This window comes from Pseudoxanthomonas winnipegensis (assembly GCF_004283755.1).
In the GTDB taxonomy this organism is placed as follows: Bacteria; Pseudomonadota; Gammaproteobacteria; order Xanthomonadales; family Xanthomonadaceae; genus Pseudoxanthomonas_A; species Pseudoxanthomonas_A winnipegensis.
The window spans coordinates 271,991-289,655 of the sequence record NZ_SHMH01000005.1 but is presented as its reverse complement, the minus strand read 5'-3'; the positions used below and the strand labels follow the sequence as shown (position 1 = coordinate 289,655).

The following is a 17,665-nucleotide window of genomic DNA, read 5'->3' as shown; positions in this document are numbered from 1 at the left end:
CTGTCTGACGCCACTCCGACCGCAGCCGAGCGACGCCAGCGGGTCTTTACTGCCATGCGCGCCCTGATGGCCGAGCAAGGTTTTCGCGTGAGCATGGATGCGCTCGCCCAGCGCGCCGGCTGCTCCAAGCAGACGCTGTATTCGCAGTTCGGCAGCAAGCACGCGCTGTTGCGGGATCTGATGCACGAGCAGTTGCAGCTGACCACCGCGCGGCTGGGAAGTTTCGAGGATGGCGTGCGTGCGCCGCTGCTGGCCTTCGCCGAGGAATATCTCGAGCGGCTGGCCGAGCCCGACGTGGTCGCGGCCTGCCGGTTGTTCAGCGCCGAGTCGCCGCAGTTCCCCGACGAAGCCCGCGGCATCTGGCGCGATGGCGGCGAGCGCCTGCATCAGCATCTGGCCCAATGGCTGTCCCAGGCCATGCAGGCCGGCCTGCTGAGGCATGACGATCCGCACGCGTCGGCCGAACTGCTGTTCGGCATGCTGCTCGGCCTGGACCTGGAGCGCGTGCGCTTCGCCGAGCCGCAGCGGTTGCCCGCCGCGCGCCGCGCCTGGGCGAGCCGCGCGGTCGACGCCTTCCTGCGCGCCTTCGCGCCCGACGCACACGCCGCCCGCTGCCGCTGCTAGCGCCGCCCACTTCCTGCCACCTCACCACCCTTCAGTTTTTCCGGAGCCCTCTCCCATGACCGCCCCAACCCGCCCGCTCCTGCTCAGCCTCGCTCTCATGCTGGCCCTGGCCGCCTGCAAGAAGGAGGAGCAGCAGGCTCCGCCGCCGCCGGAAGTGGGCGTGATCGACGTGCAGCCGACCAGCGTGCCGCTGACCCGCGCGCTCAGCGGTCGCCTGGCGCCGGTGCGAAGCGCCGACGTGCGTGCCCGCGTGCCCGGCGTGCTGCTCAAGCGCGTCTACGAGGAAGGCACCGACGTGAAGGAAGGCCAGGTGCTGTTCAAGATCGACCCGGCGCCGCTGCAGGCCGACCTCAGCTCGGCCCAGGGCCAGCAGGCCTCGGCCCAGGCCACCTACACCAACGCGCACATCGCCGCCGAGCGCGCCCGCAAGCTGGCCCCGCAGCAGTACGTGTCCCAGTCCGACCTGGACGACGCCGAGGCCGCCGAGCGCAGCGCCGCGGCCGCCCTGCAGCAGGCCAAGGCCGCGGTGACCAACGCCCAGATCAACCTGGGCTATGCCAACGTCACCGCGCCGATCTCCGGCCGCGCCGGCAAGCAGCAGGTCACCGAGGGCGCGCTGGTCGGCGCCGAGGGCGTGACCCTGCTGACCACCGTGGACCAGATCGATCCGCTCTACGTCAACTTCACCATGAGTTCCTCCGAGCTGCAGTCGCTGCGCCAGGCCCAGGGCCAGGGCAGCGTCAGCCTGACCGACACCAAGGACACCAAGGTCAAGATCAAGCTCCCCAACGGCCAGGTCTACGACCAGGTCGGCACGCTGGGCTTCTCCGACGTGGTGGTCGACCAGGCCACCGGCACGGTCTCGCTGCGCGCCACCGTGCCCAACCCCGACAAGGCGCTGCTGCCCGGCAGCTTCGTCACCGTCGAGGCCGACCTGGGCACGCGCAGCGGCGTGTACCTGGTGCCGCAGGAGGCCATCCAGCGCGACACCAATGGCGCCTACGCCCTGGTCGTCGGTGCCGACGGCAAGGTCGTGCGCAAGGACGTGCAGATGGAAACCACCTCGGTGGACCACAAGTGGGTCGTCACCGGCGGCCTGAAGACCGGCGACCGCGTGATCGGCGTCGGCCTGCAGAAGGCCAAGGAAGGCGGCCAGGTCAAGGCCGTGCCCTACGCGCAGGCCCTGGCGGCCAGCCAGCAGCAGGCCGGCGGCAAGCCCCAGCAGCCCGCCGCCGCGGGCGCCGACGCCAAGCAGGGCGACACCCAGCAGCCTGCGCAAGACCAGGCCAAGTAAGGATTCACCCCCATGCCCAAGTTCTTCATCAATCACCCGGTCTTCGCCTGGGTCGTCGCGATCCTGATCTCGCTGGCCGGCGTGATCTCGATCCTCAATATGGGTATCGAGTCCTACCCCAACGTGGCGCCGCCGCAGATCACGGTGCAGGCGACCTACCCCGGCGCCAGCGCGAGCACCACCGAACGTTCGGTCACCCAGGTGATCGAGCAGCAGCTGACCGGCATCGACAACCTGCTGTACTTCAGCTCGACGTCCAGCTCCTCGGGCCTCGCCACGATCACCCTGACCTTCGAGACCGGCACCAATCCGGACATCGCCCAGGTGCAGGTGCAGAACAAGGTGTCGCTGGCCCAGCCGCGCCTGCCCAGTGAGGTGACCGCGCAGGGCGTGGTGGTGGCCAAGGCCAACGCCGGCTTCCTGATGGTGGTCGGCGTGCAGTCCGAGAACGCCTCGATCGACCGCAACCACCTCAACGACATCATCGCCTCGCGCGTGCTCGACCAGATCTCGCGCGTGCCGGGCGTGGGCAGCACCCAGCACTTCGGTTCCGAGTACGCCATGAACATCTGGCTGGATCCGCTGAAGCTGCAGGGCTACAACATGTCCGCCAGCCAGGTGCTGGCGGCGGTCAAGGCGCAGAACGTGCAGTTCGCCGCCGGCTCGATGGGCTCGGACCCGGCGCCGGAAGGGCAGGCCTTCCAGGTCACGGTCTCGGCCGAGGGGCGCTTCACCGAGCCCGAGCAGTTCGAGAACATCATCCTGCGCGCGGACAACGACGGTGCGACCGTGCGCCTGAAGGACGTGGCGCGTGTGGCCTTCGGCGCGCAGAACTACGGCTTTGACACCAAGTACAACGGCAAGCCGGTCGGCGCCTTCGCCATCCAGCTGCTGCCCGGCGCCAACGCGCTGAGCGTGTACGAGGCGGTCGAGGCCAAGATGAACGACCTGGCGGCCAGCTTCCCGCCGGGCGTCACCTGGTTCACGCCGTACGAGACCACCACCTTCGTCAAGATCTCCATCGAGGAAGTGGTCCACACGCTGATCGAGGCCATCATCCTGGTCTTCCTGGTGATGCTGATCTTCCTGCAGAACTTCCGCGCGACGATCATCCCCACCCTGGTGATCCCGGTGGCGCTGCTGGGCACCTTCATGGGCCTGGACATCATCGGCTTCACCATCAACCAGCTGACCATGTTCGCCATGGTGCTGGCGATCGGCATCGTGGTGGACGATGCGATCGTGGTGATCGAGAACGTCGAGCGCATCATGGCCGAGGAGAAGCTCCCGCCGCGCGAGGCCACGATCAAGGCGATGGAGCAGATCACCGGCGCGGTGGTGGCCATCACCGTGGTGCTGGCGGCCGTGTTCATCCCGTCGGCCCTGCAGGGCGGCGCCTCGGGCGAGATCTACAAGCAGTTCGCGCTGACCATCGCCATCTCCATGGGCTTCTCGGCGTTCCTGGCGCTGGGCTTCACCCCTTCGCTGTGCGCCAGCTTCCTCAAGCAGCACGATGAGAACAGCCACGAGAAGAAGAAGAACATCGTCTTCCGCACTTTCGAGAAGTACTACGGCAAGACCGAGAAGGGCTATGTGGGGATGATCGGCCGGCAGGTGCGCCACGCGCCGCGCTGGATGCTGCTGTTCGCCGTGCTGGTGGTGCTGACCGGCTTCCTGTTCACGCGCATCCCCACCAGCTTCGTCCCCGAGGAAGACCAGGGCTACGCACTGGCCATCGTGCAGACCCCGCCGGGGACGCCGATGCAGAAGACCAACGAGGTCATGGACCAGATCCGCGGCACGCTGGGCAAGCTGGATGGCTTCGAAGGCATGATGCAGATCACCGGCTTCAGCTTCCTGGGCCAGGGCGAGAACGTGGGCATGGCCTTCATCCGCCTCAAGCCCTGGGACGATCGCCCGGTGGCCACGCAGTTCATCGGCCAGGCCAACGGCGCGCTGCAGGGCATCAAGGGCGCGCAGATCTTCGTGGTCAACCTGCCGACCATCCAGGGCCTGGGCCAGTTCGGCGGCTTCGACATGTGGCTGCAGGACCGCACCGGCGCCGGCCAGGATGCGCTGATGGCCGCGCGCAACCAGCTGCTGGGCATCGCCTCGCAGGACAAGTCGCTGATGCAGGTGCGCCCCAACACGCTGGAGAACGCCCCGCAGCTGCAGCTGAAGGTCGACCGCGTGCAGGCGCAGTCGATGGGCCTGTCGGTCAGCGACATCTACACCTCGATCCAGCTGATGCTGGCGCCGGTGTACGTCAACGACTTCTTCTACGGTGGCCGCATCAAGCGCGTGAACATGCGTGCCGACGCGCCCTTCCGCACCGGTCCTGAGTCGCTGGAGCAGTTCTACGTGCCCAGCAGCACCGAGAGCGATGCGCAGGGCAATCCGTCGATGATCCCGCTGTCCAACGTGGTGTCGACCAGCTGGGCCTCGCTGCCGCCGTCGCTGGCGCGCTACAACGGCTATTCGGCGGTCAACATCAACGGTTCGCCGGCGCCGGGCAGCTCCTCGGGCCAGGCCATGGCCACCATGGAAGGCATCGTGCGCGACAAGCTGCCGGCCGGCTTCGGCTTCGACTGGTCGGGCATGAGCTACCAGGAAATCCTGGCCGGCAACAGCCAGACCCTGCTGCTGGTGCTGTCGCTGGTGGTGGTGTTCCTGTGCCTTGCGGCGCTGTACGAGAGCTGGTCGATCCCGGTCTCGGTGCTGCTGGTGGTGCCGCTGGGCGCCTTGGGCGCGCTGGCCTTCACCATGCTGCGCGGCCTGTCCAACGACATCTTCTTCCAGATCGGCCTGATCACCGTGATCGGCCTGGCGGCGAAGAACGCGATCCTGATCGTGGAGTTCGCGGTGATGGAACGCGCGCAGGGCCGCACGCTGCACGACGCCATCGTCAACGCCGCGCACCTGCGCATGCGCCCGATCCTGATGACCTCCTTCGCCTTCATCATGGGCGTGGTGCCGATGGCCCTGTCCAGCGGCGCCGGCGCCAACGCCCGCCACGCCATCTCCACCGGCGTGATCGGCGGCATGGTGTTCGCCACCGTGCTGGGCCTGCTGCTGATCCCGATGTTCTTCATCGTGGTGCGGCGCCTGCTGGGCGACAAGATGGACGAGCCCTCCAAGGAATACCTAGCCTCGCACCAGGACGGCGGGCAGGACGGCCAGCCGCCGCTTCAGGACGCACCGCAGGGGCACGGCAGTCACTGACCGCCTGCCTTGAGGTCCTGAAACGCAAGAAGCCCCGGTGATGCCGGGGCTTCTTGTTTGGGGCCGGGTGTTGCTTGGGGTCGGTCTTGCTTGGTGGGAGCCGCCATGGCGGCGAGGGGCTTTACCGGGAAAGCTTCATCGCCGCGATGGCGGCTCCCACGGTGGTGCCAAGCGCCCGGCCTCTCTCTTGTGAAAGGCGCCGCTTGTAACTCCTGAATTTCGAATCAGCCAGCATCAACCAGACCCGTCATTCCCGCGAACGCGGGAATCCAGTGCCTTGCGCTTGTCCGCGCGAAAGTCCCTGGGTTCCCGCGTGCGCGGGAACGACGGTAGGAGCGTTGGTGCCGATTGCAAATGCAAAGCCGCCGGCACGCCCGGGGCGGCCAGCACCCCGCGCGGCTTTCAGCGCAATCCGGTCTCCGCGCGCGCGATCACCAGGCGCTGGATCTCGCTGGTGCCCTCGTAGATCTCAGTGATCTTGGCGTCGCGGAAGTAGCGCTCAAGCGGCATCTCCTTGGAGTACCCCATGCCGCCATGGATCTGCACGGCCTGGTGGGTGATCCACATCGCCGCCTCCGAGGCGGTGAGCTTGGCGATGGCCGCCTCGCTGCTGAAGGGCTTCCCCTGGCCCTTGAGCCACGCGGCGCGGAGGGTCAGCAGCAGCGAAGCGTCCAGCTTGCACTTCATGTCGGCGATCTTGGCCTGGGTCATCTGGAAGGTGCCGATCGGTGCGCCGAAGGCCTTGCGCTCCTTCACGTACTCGACGGTCTTCTCGTAGGCGGCGCGGGCGATGCCGATGGCCTGCGAGGCGATGCCGATGCGGCCGGCGTCCAGCACGCCCATGGCGATCTTGAAGCCCTGCCCTTCCTCGCCGATCACCTCGGCCGGCTGGGCCACGTAGTCGGCGAACTCGATCTCGCAGGTGGCCGAGGCGCGGATGCCGAGCTTGGGCTCGGTCTTGCCGCGGTGGAAGCCGGGCCTGTCGGTGTCGACGATGAAGGCGGTGATGCCGCGCGCGCCCTTGTCCGGGTCGGTCATGGCGAACAGCACGATGTACTTGGCCACCGGCCCCGAGGTGATCCAGCTCTTCTTGCCGTTGATCACGAAGCTGCCGTCGGCCTGCCGCACCGCGCGGCAGCGCATGGCCGTGGCATCCGAGCCGGACTGCGGCTCGGTCAGGGCGAAGGCGCCGATCCGGCTGCCGTCGGCGATGGCGCGCACATAGGTCTGCTTCTGTTCCTCGCTGCCGAACTTCAAAAGGCCCGTGCAGTACAGCGAATTGTTGACCGACATGATGGTCGAGTGCGCGCCGTCGCCGGCCGCCACCTCGATCATCGCCAGCACGTAGCTGATCGGGTCCATGCCGGCGCCGCCGTACTCGTCCGGCACCTCGATGCCCATCAGGCCGTTCTCGCCCAGCAGCTGGATGTTCTCCAGCGGGAACTCGCCGGTCTTGTCGAAGTGCTCGGCGCTGGGCGCGATCTTTTCCTGGGCGATGCGGCGGGCCACATCCTGGATCATCAGCTGCTCGTCGGTGTATCCGAAATCCACGGTCGTTCCCCTCCCATTGGGTGATGGCAACGATTGTAGCGAACCACCATGCGGTTGCGTATGGAATTGACCGGGGGCGGCAGCGCCGGCAAAATATCTCCATATCTTGATATAGAGATAAATATGGATCTGGAAGCCTGGTCGGCGCGCCTGAAGGTCTTCGCCGACGCCACCCGCGTGCGTCTGCTGGCCCTGCTGGCCGGCGAGGAGCTGACCGTGGCCGAGCTGTCGGCCATCACCCGGCTGGCCCAGCCGCGGGTGTCCACGCATCTGGCCAAGCTCAAGGATTCGGGCCTGGTGCGCGACCGCCGCGCCGGCGTGTCGGCGTATTACCGCTTCGACGAGGACAACCTGGATCCGGCCCAGCGCGAGCTGTGGCGCAGCCTGCGCGCCGGTAGCGACGACCCGCTGCTGCGCCAGGACGCCGAGCGCGTGGCCGAGGTGCTGGCCGCACGCGCCGCCACGCAGAACTGGGCCGACAGCGTGGCCGGCGACATGGAGCGCCATTATTCGCCGGGCCGCACCTGGGAGGCGCTGGCGCGCACCGCCCTGCCGCTGCTGCACACCGGCGACGTGCTCGACATCGCCTCCGGCGACGGCGTGCTGGCCGAGCTGCTCTCGCCGCATTCGCACCGCTATGTCTGCGTGGATACCAGTGCGCGTGTGGTCGCCGCCGCGGGCGAACGCCTGCGCCGCTTCCCCAATGTGGAGGTGCGCGAGGGCGACATGCATGCGCTGCCGTTCCAGGCCGGCACCTTCGACCTGGTGGTGCTGATGCATGCGCTGACCTATTCGCAGCGCCCGGCCAAGGCCGTGGCCGAGGCCGCACGCGTGCTGCGCCCGGGCGGCAAGCTGCTGCTGTCCAGCCTGGGCCGGCACGAGCACCAGTCGGTGGTCAACGCCTACGGCCACGTCAATCTGGGCTTCACCGACGCCGAGCTGCGCCGGTTCGCCGAGAAGAGCGGCCTGCAGGTGGCCAGCCTGCAGGTGGTCACGCGCGAACGCCGCCCGCCGCATTTCGAAGTCATCTCGCTGACCGGCATCAAGCCGTGAGGAGCGCCGCATGAGTACCACCCAATCCCTGCCCTGGCTCAACCCGGCCCGCACCCAGCTGCTGCTGGACGCGCTGGCCAGCCGCATCCTGATCATCGATGGCGCGATGGGCACCATGATCCAGCGCCACAGGCTGGAAGAGGCCGACTACCGCGGCGAGCGCTTCGCCGGCGGCTTCGACAGCCTTCAGGCGCAGGATCACGCGCATGGGCCGGGTTGCGACCATGGCCACGACCTCAAGGGCAACAACGATCTGCTGCTGCTCAGCAATCCGCAGGTCATCGCCGGCGTGCACACGGCCTACCTGGAGGCCGGCGCCGACCTGCTGGAGACCAACACCTTCAACGCCACCGCCGTCAGCCAGGCCGACTATCACCTGGAACACCTGGTCTACGAGTTGAACAAGGAAGGCGCGCGCATCGCCCGCCAGTGCTGCGACGCCATCGAGGCCACAACCCCGGACAAGCCGCGCTTCGTGATCGGCGTGCTGGGGCCGACCAGCCGCACGGCTTCGATCAGCCCGGACGTCAACGACCCGGGGTTTCGCAACACCAGTTTCGAGGCCCTGCGCCAGACCTATCGCGAGGCGGTGGAAGGCCTGATCGACGGTGGCGCCGACACGCTGATGGTCGAGACCATCTTCGACACGCTCAACGCCAAGGCCGCGCTGTTCGCCATCGAGGAAGCCTTCGACGGGCGTGGCGCGCGGCTGCCGGTGATGATCTCCGGCACCATCACCGATGCCTCCGGGCGCACGCTGTCCGGGCAGACGGCCGAGGCGTTCTACACCTCGCTGATGCATGCCCGCCCGCTGTCGATCGGCCTGAACTGCGCGCTGGGCGCCAAGGATCTGCGCCCGCACGTGGAGACGCTGGCGACCGTGGCGGACTGCTATGTCAGCGCGCATCCCAACGCCGGCCTGCCCAACGCCTTCGGCGAGTACGACGAGACGCCGGAGGAAATGGCCGAGACGCTGCACGAGTTCGCCACCGCCGGCCTGCTCAACCTGGTCGGCGGCTGCTGCGGCACCTCGCCGGACCACATCCGCGCCATCGCCGAGGTCGTGGCCGGCATCGCGCCGCGCCAGCTGCCGCAGCGCCTGGCGCAGGCGGCCTGAGATGGGCATGAAGAAGGTCCTGCTCATCGGGGCCAGCGGCACGCTCGGTCGTGCCGTGCAGGCTCTGCTCGCGCCGCGCTACGAGGTGATCGCCGCCTCGCGCCACGACGCTACCCACCCGGTCGACCTGCGCGACGAGGCCAGCGTGCTGGCACTGTTCGAACGCGTGGGCCGCCTCGACGCCATCGTCTCCACCACCGGCAACGTGCATTTCGGCCCGCTGGCGCAGATGACCGCGGCCCAGTTCGACAGCGGCCTGCAGGACAAGCTGCTCGGCCAGGTGCGCCTGGCGCTGCTGGGCCAGCGGCATCTCAACGACGGCGGCTCGATCACGCTGACCACCGGCATCCTGGCCGAACAGCCGATCGCCCAGGGCGTCAACGCCACCGCGGTGAACGCGGCGGTGGAGGGCTTCGTGCGCGCGGCGGCCTGCGAACTCCCGCGCGGCCTGCGCATCAACGCGGTCAGCCCCACGGTCCTGGCCGAGGCGTGGGACGCCTACGCCGATTTCTTCCCCGGTTTCGAGCCGGTCCCCGCCGCCCGCGCGGCGCTGGCCTTCCAGCGCAGCATCGAGGGCGTGCAGACCGGACAGATTTACAAGGTCTGGTGATGTCCACTGCTGCACCCTCGCCCCGCTACACCCGCCTGTCCGGCCTGGAACCGCTGGTCATCACCCCGCAGCTGCTGTTCGTCAATGTCGGCGAACGCACCAACGTCACCGGCAGCGCGCAGTTCCGCAAGATGATCAAGGAGGAGCGCTACGAGGAGGCGGTGGAGGTCGCCCGCCAGCAGGTGGAGAACGGCGCGCAGATCCTCGACGTCAACATGGACGAGGGCCTGATCGACTCGGAGCAGGCGATGGTGCGCTTTCTCAACCTGATCGCCTCCGAGCCGGACATCGCCCGCATCCCGGTGATGGTGGACAGCTCCAAGTGGAGCGTGATCGAGGCCGGCCTGCAGTGCCTGCAGGGCAAGGGCGTGGTCAACTCGATCTCGCTGAAGGAAGGCGAGGACGCCTTCATCGAACACGCGCGCAAGGTGCTGCGCTACGGCGCCGCCGCGGTGGTGATGGCCTTCGACGAGACCGGCCAGGCCGACACCTGCGCGCGCAAGGTCGAGATCTGCACGCGCGCCTACCGCATCCTCACCGAGCGGGTCGGCTTCCCGCCCGAGGACATCATCTTCGATCCCAACATCTTCGCCGTGGCCACCGGCATCGAGGAGCACGACAACTACGCGGTGGACTTCATCGAGGCCACGCGCATCATCAAGGACACCTTGCCGCACTGCCACGTGTCCGGCGGCGTGTCCAACGTGTCCTTCTCCTTCCGCGGCAACGAGACGGTGCGCGCGGCGATCCACTCGGTGTTCCTGTACCACGCCATCAGGGCCGGCATGGACATGGGCATCGTCAACGCCGGCGCGCTGCCGATCTACGACGACCTGGACCCGGAGCTGCGCGAGCGCGTGGAGGATGTGATCCTCAACCGCCGCAAGGACGGCACCGAGCGCCTGTTGGAGATTGCCGAACGCTACAAGGGCAAGAAGGGCGAGAAGCGGGTCGAGGACCTGGCCTGGCGCGAGAAGTCGGTGCGCGACCGCCTCGCCCACGCGCTGGTCAACGGCATCGATGCCTACGTCGAGGCCGACACCGAGGAGGCGCGCGCCCAGGCCGCGCGTCCGCTGGATGTGATCGAAGGCCCGCTGATGGACGGCATGAACGTGGTCGGCGACCTGTTCGGCGCCGGCAAGATGTTCCTGCCCCAGGTGGTGAAGTCCGCGCGGGTGATGAAGAAGGCGGTGGCCTATCTGCTGCCCTTCATCGAAGAGGAGAAGCTGCGCACCGGCGATGTGGGCAAGTCCAACGGCAAGATCATCATGGCCACGGTCAAGGGCGACGTGCACGACATCGGCAAGAACATCGTCGGCGTGGTCCTGGCCTGCAACAACTTCGACGTGGTCGACCTGGGCGTGATGGTGCCGACCCAGACCATCCTGGACCGCGCCCGTGCCGAGAATGCCGACATCATCGGCCTGTCCGGCCTGATCACCCCCTCGCTGGAGGAGATGACCCACGTGGCGCGCGAGATGCAGCGCCAGGGCTTCGAGATGCCGCTGATGATCGGCGGCGCCACCACCTCGCGCGCGCACACCGCGCTGAAGATCGACCCGCACTACAGCGCGCCGACGATCTGGGTCAAGGACGCCTCGCGCGCGGTGGGCGTGGCCCAGTCGCTGATCTCGCGCGACATGCGCAGCGCCTTCGTCGCCGCCAACGACGCCGACTACGCCGAGATCCGCGAGCGCCACAAGAATCGCGGCAACGCCAAGCGGCTGGTCACGTTAGCCAAGGCGCGCGGGCAGAAGTTCGACGGCGGCTGGGATCACTACACCCCGCCGGCGCCCAGGCGCCTGGGCATCACCGTGCTGGACGACTATCCGCTGGCCGAGCTGGTGGACTGCATCGACTGGACGCCGTTCTTCAACGCCTGGGAGCTGTTCGGCAAGTATCCGGCCATCCTGACCGACGCCGTGGTCGGCGCGCAGGCCAGCGAGCTGTTCCGCGATGCGCAGGCCATGCTCAAGCAGATCGTCGAGGAGAAATGGCTGACCGCCAAGGCCGTGTTCGGCCTGTGGCCGGCCAACAGCGTGGGCGACGATGTCGAGGTGGTCGTGGGGGACCACCGGGATTCGGGATTGGAGATTGGAGATTCAACGCAGCCAGCCCCATCCCCAATCCCGAATCCCCAATCCCGGCACTTCCTGCGCTTCCTGCGCCAGCAGGTCGACAAGCCGGCCGATCGTCCGGACTTCTGCCTGGCCGACTTCATCGCGCCCAAGGACAGCGGCAAGCAGGACTGGATCGGCGCGTTCGCGGTGACCGCGGGCATCGGCATCGAGCCGCACGTGGCGCGCTTCGAGGCCGCCCACGACGACTACAACGCGATCCTGCTCAAGGCCCTGGCCGACCGCCTGGCCGAGGCCCTGGCCGAACGCCTGCACCAGCGTGTGCGTACCGAGTTCTGGGGCTATGCGGCCGACGAAGCGCTCGACAACGCCGCGCTGATCGCCGAGAAGTACCGCGGCATCCGCCCTGCCCCCGGCTATCCGGCCTGCCCGGAGCACAGCGAGAAGGGCCTGCTGTTCGAGCTGCTGGACGCCCCCCGGAACGCCGGCATGACCCTGACCGAGAGTTTCGCCATGCTGCCCACCGCGGCGGTGAGCGGCTATTACTTCAGCCACCCCGGCGCGCAGTACTTCGTCGTCGGCCGCGTCTCCAAGGAACAAGTCGCCGACTACGCCCGGCGCAAGGGCGTGGATCTGGCCCAGGCAGAACGCTGGCTGGCTTCGAACCTGGATTACGACCCGGAGTAGCGGTGATGGAGCTTCGCTGGGAAAGCTTCATCGCCGCCATTGGCCAAAGAGGCCACAAGGGCGGCTCCCACAAAGCTCGCATCGTTCATCGATAAAAAAAGCCCCGCGTTAGCGGGGCTTCTTGATGACAATCGGGTCAGGCGTCAGTCGCCCTGCTGTTTCTGCAGGTGCTCCCAGCGCTCCTGCGCGTCCAGGGTGCGCTCGGCGGTCAGGCGCGCCTCCAGGCGCTCCAGGCCGATTTCCTCGCCGGTGTCGACGCAGTAGCCGTAGTCGCCGGCGTCCAGGCGCTTGAGCGTGCTGTCGATCTTGCCGATCAGCTTGCGGTAGCGGTCGCGGGTGCGCAGTTCCAGCGAGTTCTCGGTCTCGCGGGTGGCGCGCTCGGCCTCGTCGCCGACGTCGCGCACTTCGTCCTTGAGGTTCTCGATGGTCTGCTTGGATTCCTCGACCAGGTCGGCGCGCCACTGCAGCAGGCGCTGGCGGAAGTACTCCAACTGCAGCGGGCCCATGTATTCCTCGTCGGCCTTGGGCTTGTAGCCGGCCGGCAGCACGGGGCGGCCGGTGGCCTCATCGACGGTGTACTCGACCTTGCGGACCTTGCCCTTGGGGGCGGGTTCCGGGGTGCGTCCGGTGACCGCGACGGCGATCTTGCCGGTCACGCGGGCAACGGCGGGCTTGGCCTGGGCGGCGGGTTTTTCGGTTTTCGAAGGGGTCTTGGAAGCGGGCACTGTGTTCTTTGCAGGGGCAGCCTTGGCAGCCGACGCTACAGGGGCCGATGTCGCGGCGGTCTTCACTGCGGGGGCCTTGCTGGGGCTGGTCGCCTTGGCGGGAGCGGATTTAGCCGGAGCGGGCTTGGCAGCCGGCTGCGGAGCGGTCTTCGGCGCGGCCTTCCCTGCCGTGGCCTTCTTGGCCGGCGCGGGCGCCGGCTTCTTCGCCGCCGTGGTCTTGGCGGCGGTGCTGGGGTTCGTGGCCTTCTTCACGGGTGCGGTCTTGCCTGCCGTCTTCTTGGCGGGCGCAGGCGCGGCCTTCTTGGCCACCACGCCCTTGGCCGGCGACTTGGCGACGGCCGCCTTCTTGGCGACGACAGCGGTCTTGGCGGCCTTGACGGCCTTTTTTGCGGGTTTCTTGGCTGCCACGAACAGCGTCCTTGAATCATTCCCGGGCCGGGAAAAGCGGGCCTTTATAGCCTACCCGGACAGGTGCGGCAACCGCACCAATCACAGGCGCGCAAAACCATGGCTTATCATCGGACCATGCTTCAACGCGGACTCATCGCCCTGTTGCGCGGCTACAAGCGCTTCATCAGCCCGCTGCTGGGCCCACGCTGCCGTTTCGAGCCGACCTGCTCGGTCTACGCCATGCAGGCGATCGAGCGCTTCGGCCCGCTGCGCGGCGGCTGGATGGCGCTGCGCCGGATCGGCCGCTGCCATCCGCTGCATCCGGGCGGCGACGACCCGGTGCCGCCCGCGCCCCACGCCTCCTCACCGCATTCAGGATCCTGCCGATGCCCGCCACCGTGATCGTCAACGCCCGTATGGTCAACGAGGGGCGCGAGACCACAGGTGATCTCAGCATCGAGAACGGCCGCATCACGCGCATCGCGCCGCAGATCGCGATCAACGCCGGCCAGACGGTGATCGAGGCCGGCGGCCGCTGGCTGCTGCCCGGCATGATCGACGACCAGGTGCACTTCCGCGAGCCGGGCCTGACCCACAAGGGCGATCTGGCCACCGAGTCGGCCGCGGCCGTGGCCGGCGGGCTGACCAGCTTCATGGACATGCCCAACACCAACCCGCCCACCCTCACCGCCGAGGCGCTGGAGGCCAAGTACGCGCTGGCCAAGGGGCGGGCCTGGGGCAACCACGGCTTCTACATGGGCGCCAGCAACGACAACCTGGCGCAGATCCAGCGCGTCGATCCGCGCGCCACGCCCGGGGTGAAGGTGTTCATGGGCGCCTCGACCGGCAACATGCTGGTGGACGATCCGGACACGCTGGACGCGATCTTCCGCGACGCGCCGGTGCCGATCATCACCCACTGCGAGGACACCCCGACCATCAACGCCAACCTGGCGCGCTACCGCGCGCAGTACGGCGATGAGATCCCGGTGGAGTTCCATCCCGACATCCGCTCGCGCCAGGCGTGCATCGCCTCCACGCGACTGGCGCTGTCGCTGGCCAAGCGGCACGGCACGCGCCTGCACGTGCTGCACCTGTCCACCGCCGACGAGCTGGCGCTGTTCAGCGCCGGGCCGCTGGTGGACAAGGCCGGCAAGCGCCTGAAGCAGATCACCGCCGAGACCTGCATCCACTTCCTGCGCTTCGACCGCACCGACTACGCGCGCCTGGGCAACCTGATCAAGTGCAATCCGGCGATCAAGGACCCGGCCGACCGCGTCGCGCTGATCAAGGCCGTGGCCGAGAACGTCATCGACGTGCTGGCCACCGACCATGCGCCGCACACTCTGGACGAGAAGTCCCAGACCGACTACACCAAGGCGCCCGGCGGCCTGCCGCTGGTGCAGTACGCGCTGGTGGCCGCGCTGGAGCTGGTGCACGAGAAGAAGCTCAGCATCGCCCAGGTGGTGCAGAAGTTCGCCCATGCGCCGGCGCAGCTGTTCGACATCAAGGAGCGCGGCTTCCTGCGCGAGGGCTACTGGGCCGATCTGGTGCTGGTGGAGGACGAGGACTTCACCGTCAGGCGCGAGGATGTGTTGTCCAAGTGCGAGTGGTCGCCGTTCGAGGGCACCACCTTCCACCACAAGATCGACGCGACCTGGGTCAACGGGCGCATGGTGTGGAACGGCGAGCAGCTGGTCGGTACGCCGCGCGGCATGCGCCTGGAGTTTGAGCGTTGAGGCGGCTGTGGCTGGCCGCGCTGCTGGCGCTGGCCGGCGGCGCCACGGTCATGGGCGGGCCCGCCTCGCAGGCGCAGGCGCAGCAGGCTGAAGCGGCGACCTTCCCCGCGTCGGTGTCGCAGGGCGCGCTGGTGTTCGGCAAGGTCGCGCCAGGCAGCGTGGTGCGCTACGGCGGACGCACGCTGCGGGTGAGCGGCTATGGCACGGTGGTGTTCGGCGTGGGCCGCAACGAGACCGGGCCGCTGCGCGTGCAGGTGAGCGCGCCGGGCGCGGTTGCGCAGACCGTCGAGATCGCGGTGACGCCGCGCGACTGGCCGACCGAGCGCGTCAACGGCGTCCCGCCCAAGTCCGTCAACCCGCCGCCGCAGATCGCCGCGCGCATCGAGCGCGAACAGGCCGCGGTGACGGCGGTGCGCGCGCGCGACGATGACCGCACCGACTTCGCCACGCCCTTCATCTGGCCGGTGCAGGGGCGGATCAGCGGGCGCTTCGGCAATGCCCGGGTCTACAACGGCCAGCCCTCGCCCGCCGGGCATTCGGGCATGGATATCGCCGTGCCGACCGGCACGCCGGTCAAGGCGCCGGCCGGCGGCGTGGTGACCTTCGCCGCGCCCGACCTGTACCTCACCGGCGGCACGCTGGTGCTGAACCATGGCTTCGGTGTGAGCTCCAACTTCCTGCATCTCTCGCGCATCGACGTGAAGGTGGGCGATGTGGTGCGGCAGGGCCAGGTGATCGCCGCGGTCGGCGCCACCGGGCGCGCGACCGGGCCGCATCTGCATTGGGGCATGAACTGGTTCGATGTGCGCATCGATCCGCTGCTGGTGCTGGAGCGCGGGAAGTAAGGCCTGCGGCTTGTCGTCTCGGGCGTGCGAGGCCTCCTGACCGCCGAGCAAGGTGTGGGAGCCGCCATGGCGGCAATGGGGGCTCTACTGGTAAAGCCCTATCGCCGCCATGGCGGCTCCCACAGATTCAAATACAGCGGCGGCGAAGCCTGGTGTCATAGCGCGCCGGCCTACCCCCTACCCTTCGCTGTCGGCCCACCGGCCGGGCATTGCCGGTATAACCGGATCGTCAGCGCCCGGCGTCTGCGGCCTTGTGGCGTGGATCCGGGTCGCGATGCGTGGCCTGCGGTGCTGCGACCTCGCCCAAGCTTGCGGCGCGGCGCATCGCTCGCAGCGCCACAGCCCTTCCCCCCTGGAGATGCGCGATGTCCAACGAGCAACTCAAGCCCACGCTGGGCACGCTGCACCTGTGGGGCATCGCGGTCGGGCTGGTCATTTCCGGCGAGTACTTCGGCTGGAGCTACGGCTGGGGCGTGGCCGGCACGCTGGGCTTCCTGGTCACCACGCTGCTGGTGGCCGCGATGTATACCTGCTTCATCTTCAGCTTCACCGAGCTGACCACCGCCATCCCGCACGCGGGCGGTCCGTTCGCCTACAGCTGGCGCGCGTTCGGTGCCACCGGCGGCATGGTCGCCGGCATCGCCACGCTGATCGAATTCGTGTTCGCCCCGCCCTCGATCTCGATGGCCATCGGCGCCTATCTCAACGTGCAGTTCCCCGCGCTGGATCCCAAGCTGGCCGCGGTCGGGGCCTATGTGGTGTTCATGGGCTTGAACATCCTGGGCGTGAGCATCGCGGCCACCTTCGAGGTCGTGGTCACCGTGCTGGCGGTGCTGGAGTTGCTGGTGTTCATGGGCGTGGTCGCGCCGGGCTTCTCGTTGGCCAACTTCGCCGCCGGTGGCTGGGCGGGCTCGGACCGCTTCAGCGCCGCGGCGCTGGCCGGGATCTTCGCGGCGATCCCGTTCGCGATCTGGTTCTTCCTGGCGATCGAAGGGGCGGCCATGGCCGCGGAAGAGGCCAAGGACCCAAGGCGCACCATCCCGCGCGCCTACATCGCCGGGATTCTGACCCTGGTGGTGCTGGCGTTCGGCGTGATGCTGTTCGCCGGCGGCGTGGGCGACTGGCGCGCCTTGAGCAACATCAACGATCCGCTGCCGCAGGCGATGAAGGCGGTGGTCGGCAACAGCTCGACCTGGCTGCACATGCTGGTGTGGATCGGCCTGTTCGGCCTGGTCGCCAGCTTCCACGGCATCATCCTGGGCTATTCGCGCCAGTTCTTCGCGTTGGCGCGGGCCGGCTTCCTGCCGCACGGGCTGGCGAAGCTGTCGCGCTTCCGCACGCCGCACCGGGCCATCCTAGCCGGCGGTCTGATCGGCGTGGCGGCGATCTACAGCGACGGGCTGGTCAGCCTGCAGGGCATGAGCCTGACCGCGGCGATGATCACCATGTCGGTGTTCGGCGCGGTGGTGATGTACATCATGAGCATGCTGAGCCTGTTCAAGCTGCGTCGCAGCGAACCCGGGCTGGCGCGCAGCTTCATCGCGCCGGGCTACCCCGTGGTGCCGGGCATCGCGCTGCTGCTGGCGGTGGTCTGCCTGGTGGCGATGGTGTGGTTCAACCCGCAGATCGCCGGCGTGTTCGTGCTGCTGATGGCACTGGGCATGGGCGTGTGCCGGCTGAGCCTGCGCGGCGGCGGCCCGCAGCCGGACCGCGCGGTCGACGCGGCCTGA

13 protein-coding genes are annotated in these 17,665 nt (G+C 68.4%); 11 read left to right on the top strand and 2 right to left on the bottom strand.

Annotated features, from left to right (window positions below; genetic code table 11):
• From EAT51_RS11645 to EAT51_RS11635, 3 genes are read left to right on the top strand one after another with little or no spacing between them, the layout of a single operon-like run.
• Entirely contained in the window at positions 1-624 is a 624-nt protein-coding gene (locus EAT51_RS11645; protein ID WP_425480324.1) for a TetR/AcrR family transcriptional regulator, read from the top strand.
• Positions 625-679: 55 nt separating this feature from the next.
• Complete coding sequence (locus EAT51_RS11640) at positions 680-1,918, top strand: efflux RND transporter periplasmic adaptor subunit (RefSeq protein ID WP_130518146.1); 1,239 nt, start codon at positions 680-682, stop codon at positions 1,916-1,918.
• Positions 1,919-1,930: 12 nt separating this feature from the next.
• On the top strand, positions 1,931-5,140 hold the full coding sequence (locus tag EAT51_RS11635) for a multidrug efflux RND transporter permease subunit (protein WP_130561659.1): 3,210 nt from the start codon (positions 1,931-1,933) through the stop codon (positions 5,138-5,140).
• Positions 5,141-5,542: 402 nt separating this feature from the next.
• On the opposite strand, the gene EAT51_RS11630 is transcribed toward EAT51_RS11635, so the two are convergent.
• The gene (locus EAT51_RS11630) at positions 5,543-6,691 is read right to left on the bottom strand and encodes an acyl-CoA dehydrogenase family protein (RefSeq protein WP_130532046.1); all 1,149 of its coding nucleotides are present in this window, start codon (positions 6,689-6,691) and stop codon (positions 5,543-5,545) included.
• A gap of 123 nt (positions 6,692-6,814) precedes the next feature.
• Between EAT51_RS11630 and EAT51_RS11625 the strand changes: the two genes are divergently transcribed.
• The 4 genes from EAT51_RS11625 to metH are packed head-to-tail and all read left to right on the top strand — an operon-like array spanning position 6,815 to position 12,236.
• The gene (locus EAT51_RS11625; RefSeq protein WP_130561658.1) at positions 6,815-7,744 is read left to right on the top strand and encodes an ArsR/SmtB family transcription factor; all 930 of its coding nucleotides are present in this window, start codon (positions 6,815-6,817) and stop codon (positions 7,742-7,744) included.
• A gap of 10 nt (positions 7,745-7,754) precedes the next feature.
• Positions 7,755-8,861 carry a homocysteine S-methyltransferase family protein gene (locus EAT51_RS11620; protein ID WP_130561657.1) on the top strand — a complete coding sequence of 369 codons (1,107 nt, stop codon included), beginning with the start codon at positions 7,755-7,757 and terminating at the stop codon, positions 8,859-8,861.
• 7 nt (positions 8,862-8,868) lie between these two features.
• The gene (locus EAT51_RS11615; RefSeq protein WP_130518135.1) at positions 8,869-9,471 is read left to right on the top strand and encodes a short chain dehydrogenase; all 603 of its coding nucleotides are present in this window, start codon (positions 8,869-8,871) and stop codon (positions 9,469-9,471) included.
• On the top strand, positions 9,471-12,236 hold the full coding sequence (gene metH, locus EAT51_RS11610) for a methionine synthase (RefSeq protein WP_130561656.1): 2,766 nt from the start codon (positions 9,471-9,473) through the stop codon (positions 12,234-12,236). The genes EAT51_RS11615 and metH overlap by 1 nt, the downstream gene beginning before the upstream one ends.
• A 143-nt stretch (positions 12,237-12,379) precedes the next feature.
• Here the strand turns inward: metH and dksA are convergent, their stop codons facing one another.
• Positions 12,380-13,369: an RNA polymerase-binding protein DksA gene (dksA, locus tag EAT51_RS11605; protein ID WP_130518131.1), complete on the bottom strand. Its 990-nt coding sequence runs from the start codon at positions 13,367-13,369 to the stop codon at positions 12,380-12,382.
• A gap of 99 nt (positions 13,370-13,468) precedes the next feature.
• On the opposite strand from dksA, the gene yidD reads away from it, so the two are divergent.
• The 4 genes from yidD (at position 13,469) to eat (ending at position 17,665) form a co-directional block, all read left to right on the top strand.
• Positions 13,469-13,753: a membrane protein insertion efficiency factor YidD gene (yidD, locus tag EAT51_RS11600; RefSeq protein ID WP_130518129.1), complete on the top strand. Its 285-nt coding sequence runs from the start codon at positions 13,469-13,471 to the stop codon at positions 13,751-13,753.
• Positions 13,738-15,090, top strand: coding sequence for a dihydroorotase (locus EAT51_RS11595; protein WP_130522677.1), 1,353 nt, complete (start codon positions 13,738-13,740; stop codon positions 15,088-15,090). The genes yidD and EAT51_RS11595 overlap by 16 nt, the downstream gene beginning before the upstream one ends.
• Complete coding sequence (locus EAT51_RS11590) at positions 15,087-15,935, top strand: M23 family metallopeptidase (RefSeq protein ID WP_130561655.1); 849 nt, start codon at positions 15,087-15,089, stop codon at positions 15,933-15,935. Before EAT51_RS11595 ends, EAT51_RS11590 begins: the two co-directional genes overlap by 4 nt.
• Positions 15,936-16,300: 365 nt before the next feature.
• Positions 16,301-17,665: an ethanolamine permease gene (eat, locus tag EAT51_RS11585; protein ID WP_130561654.1), complete on the top strand. Its 1,365-nt coding sequence runs from the start codon at positions 16,301-16,303 to the stop codon at positions 17,663-17,665.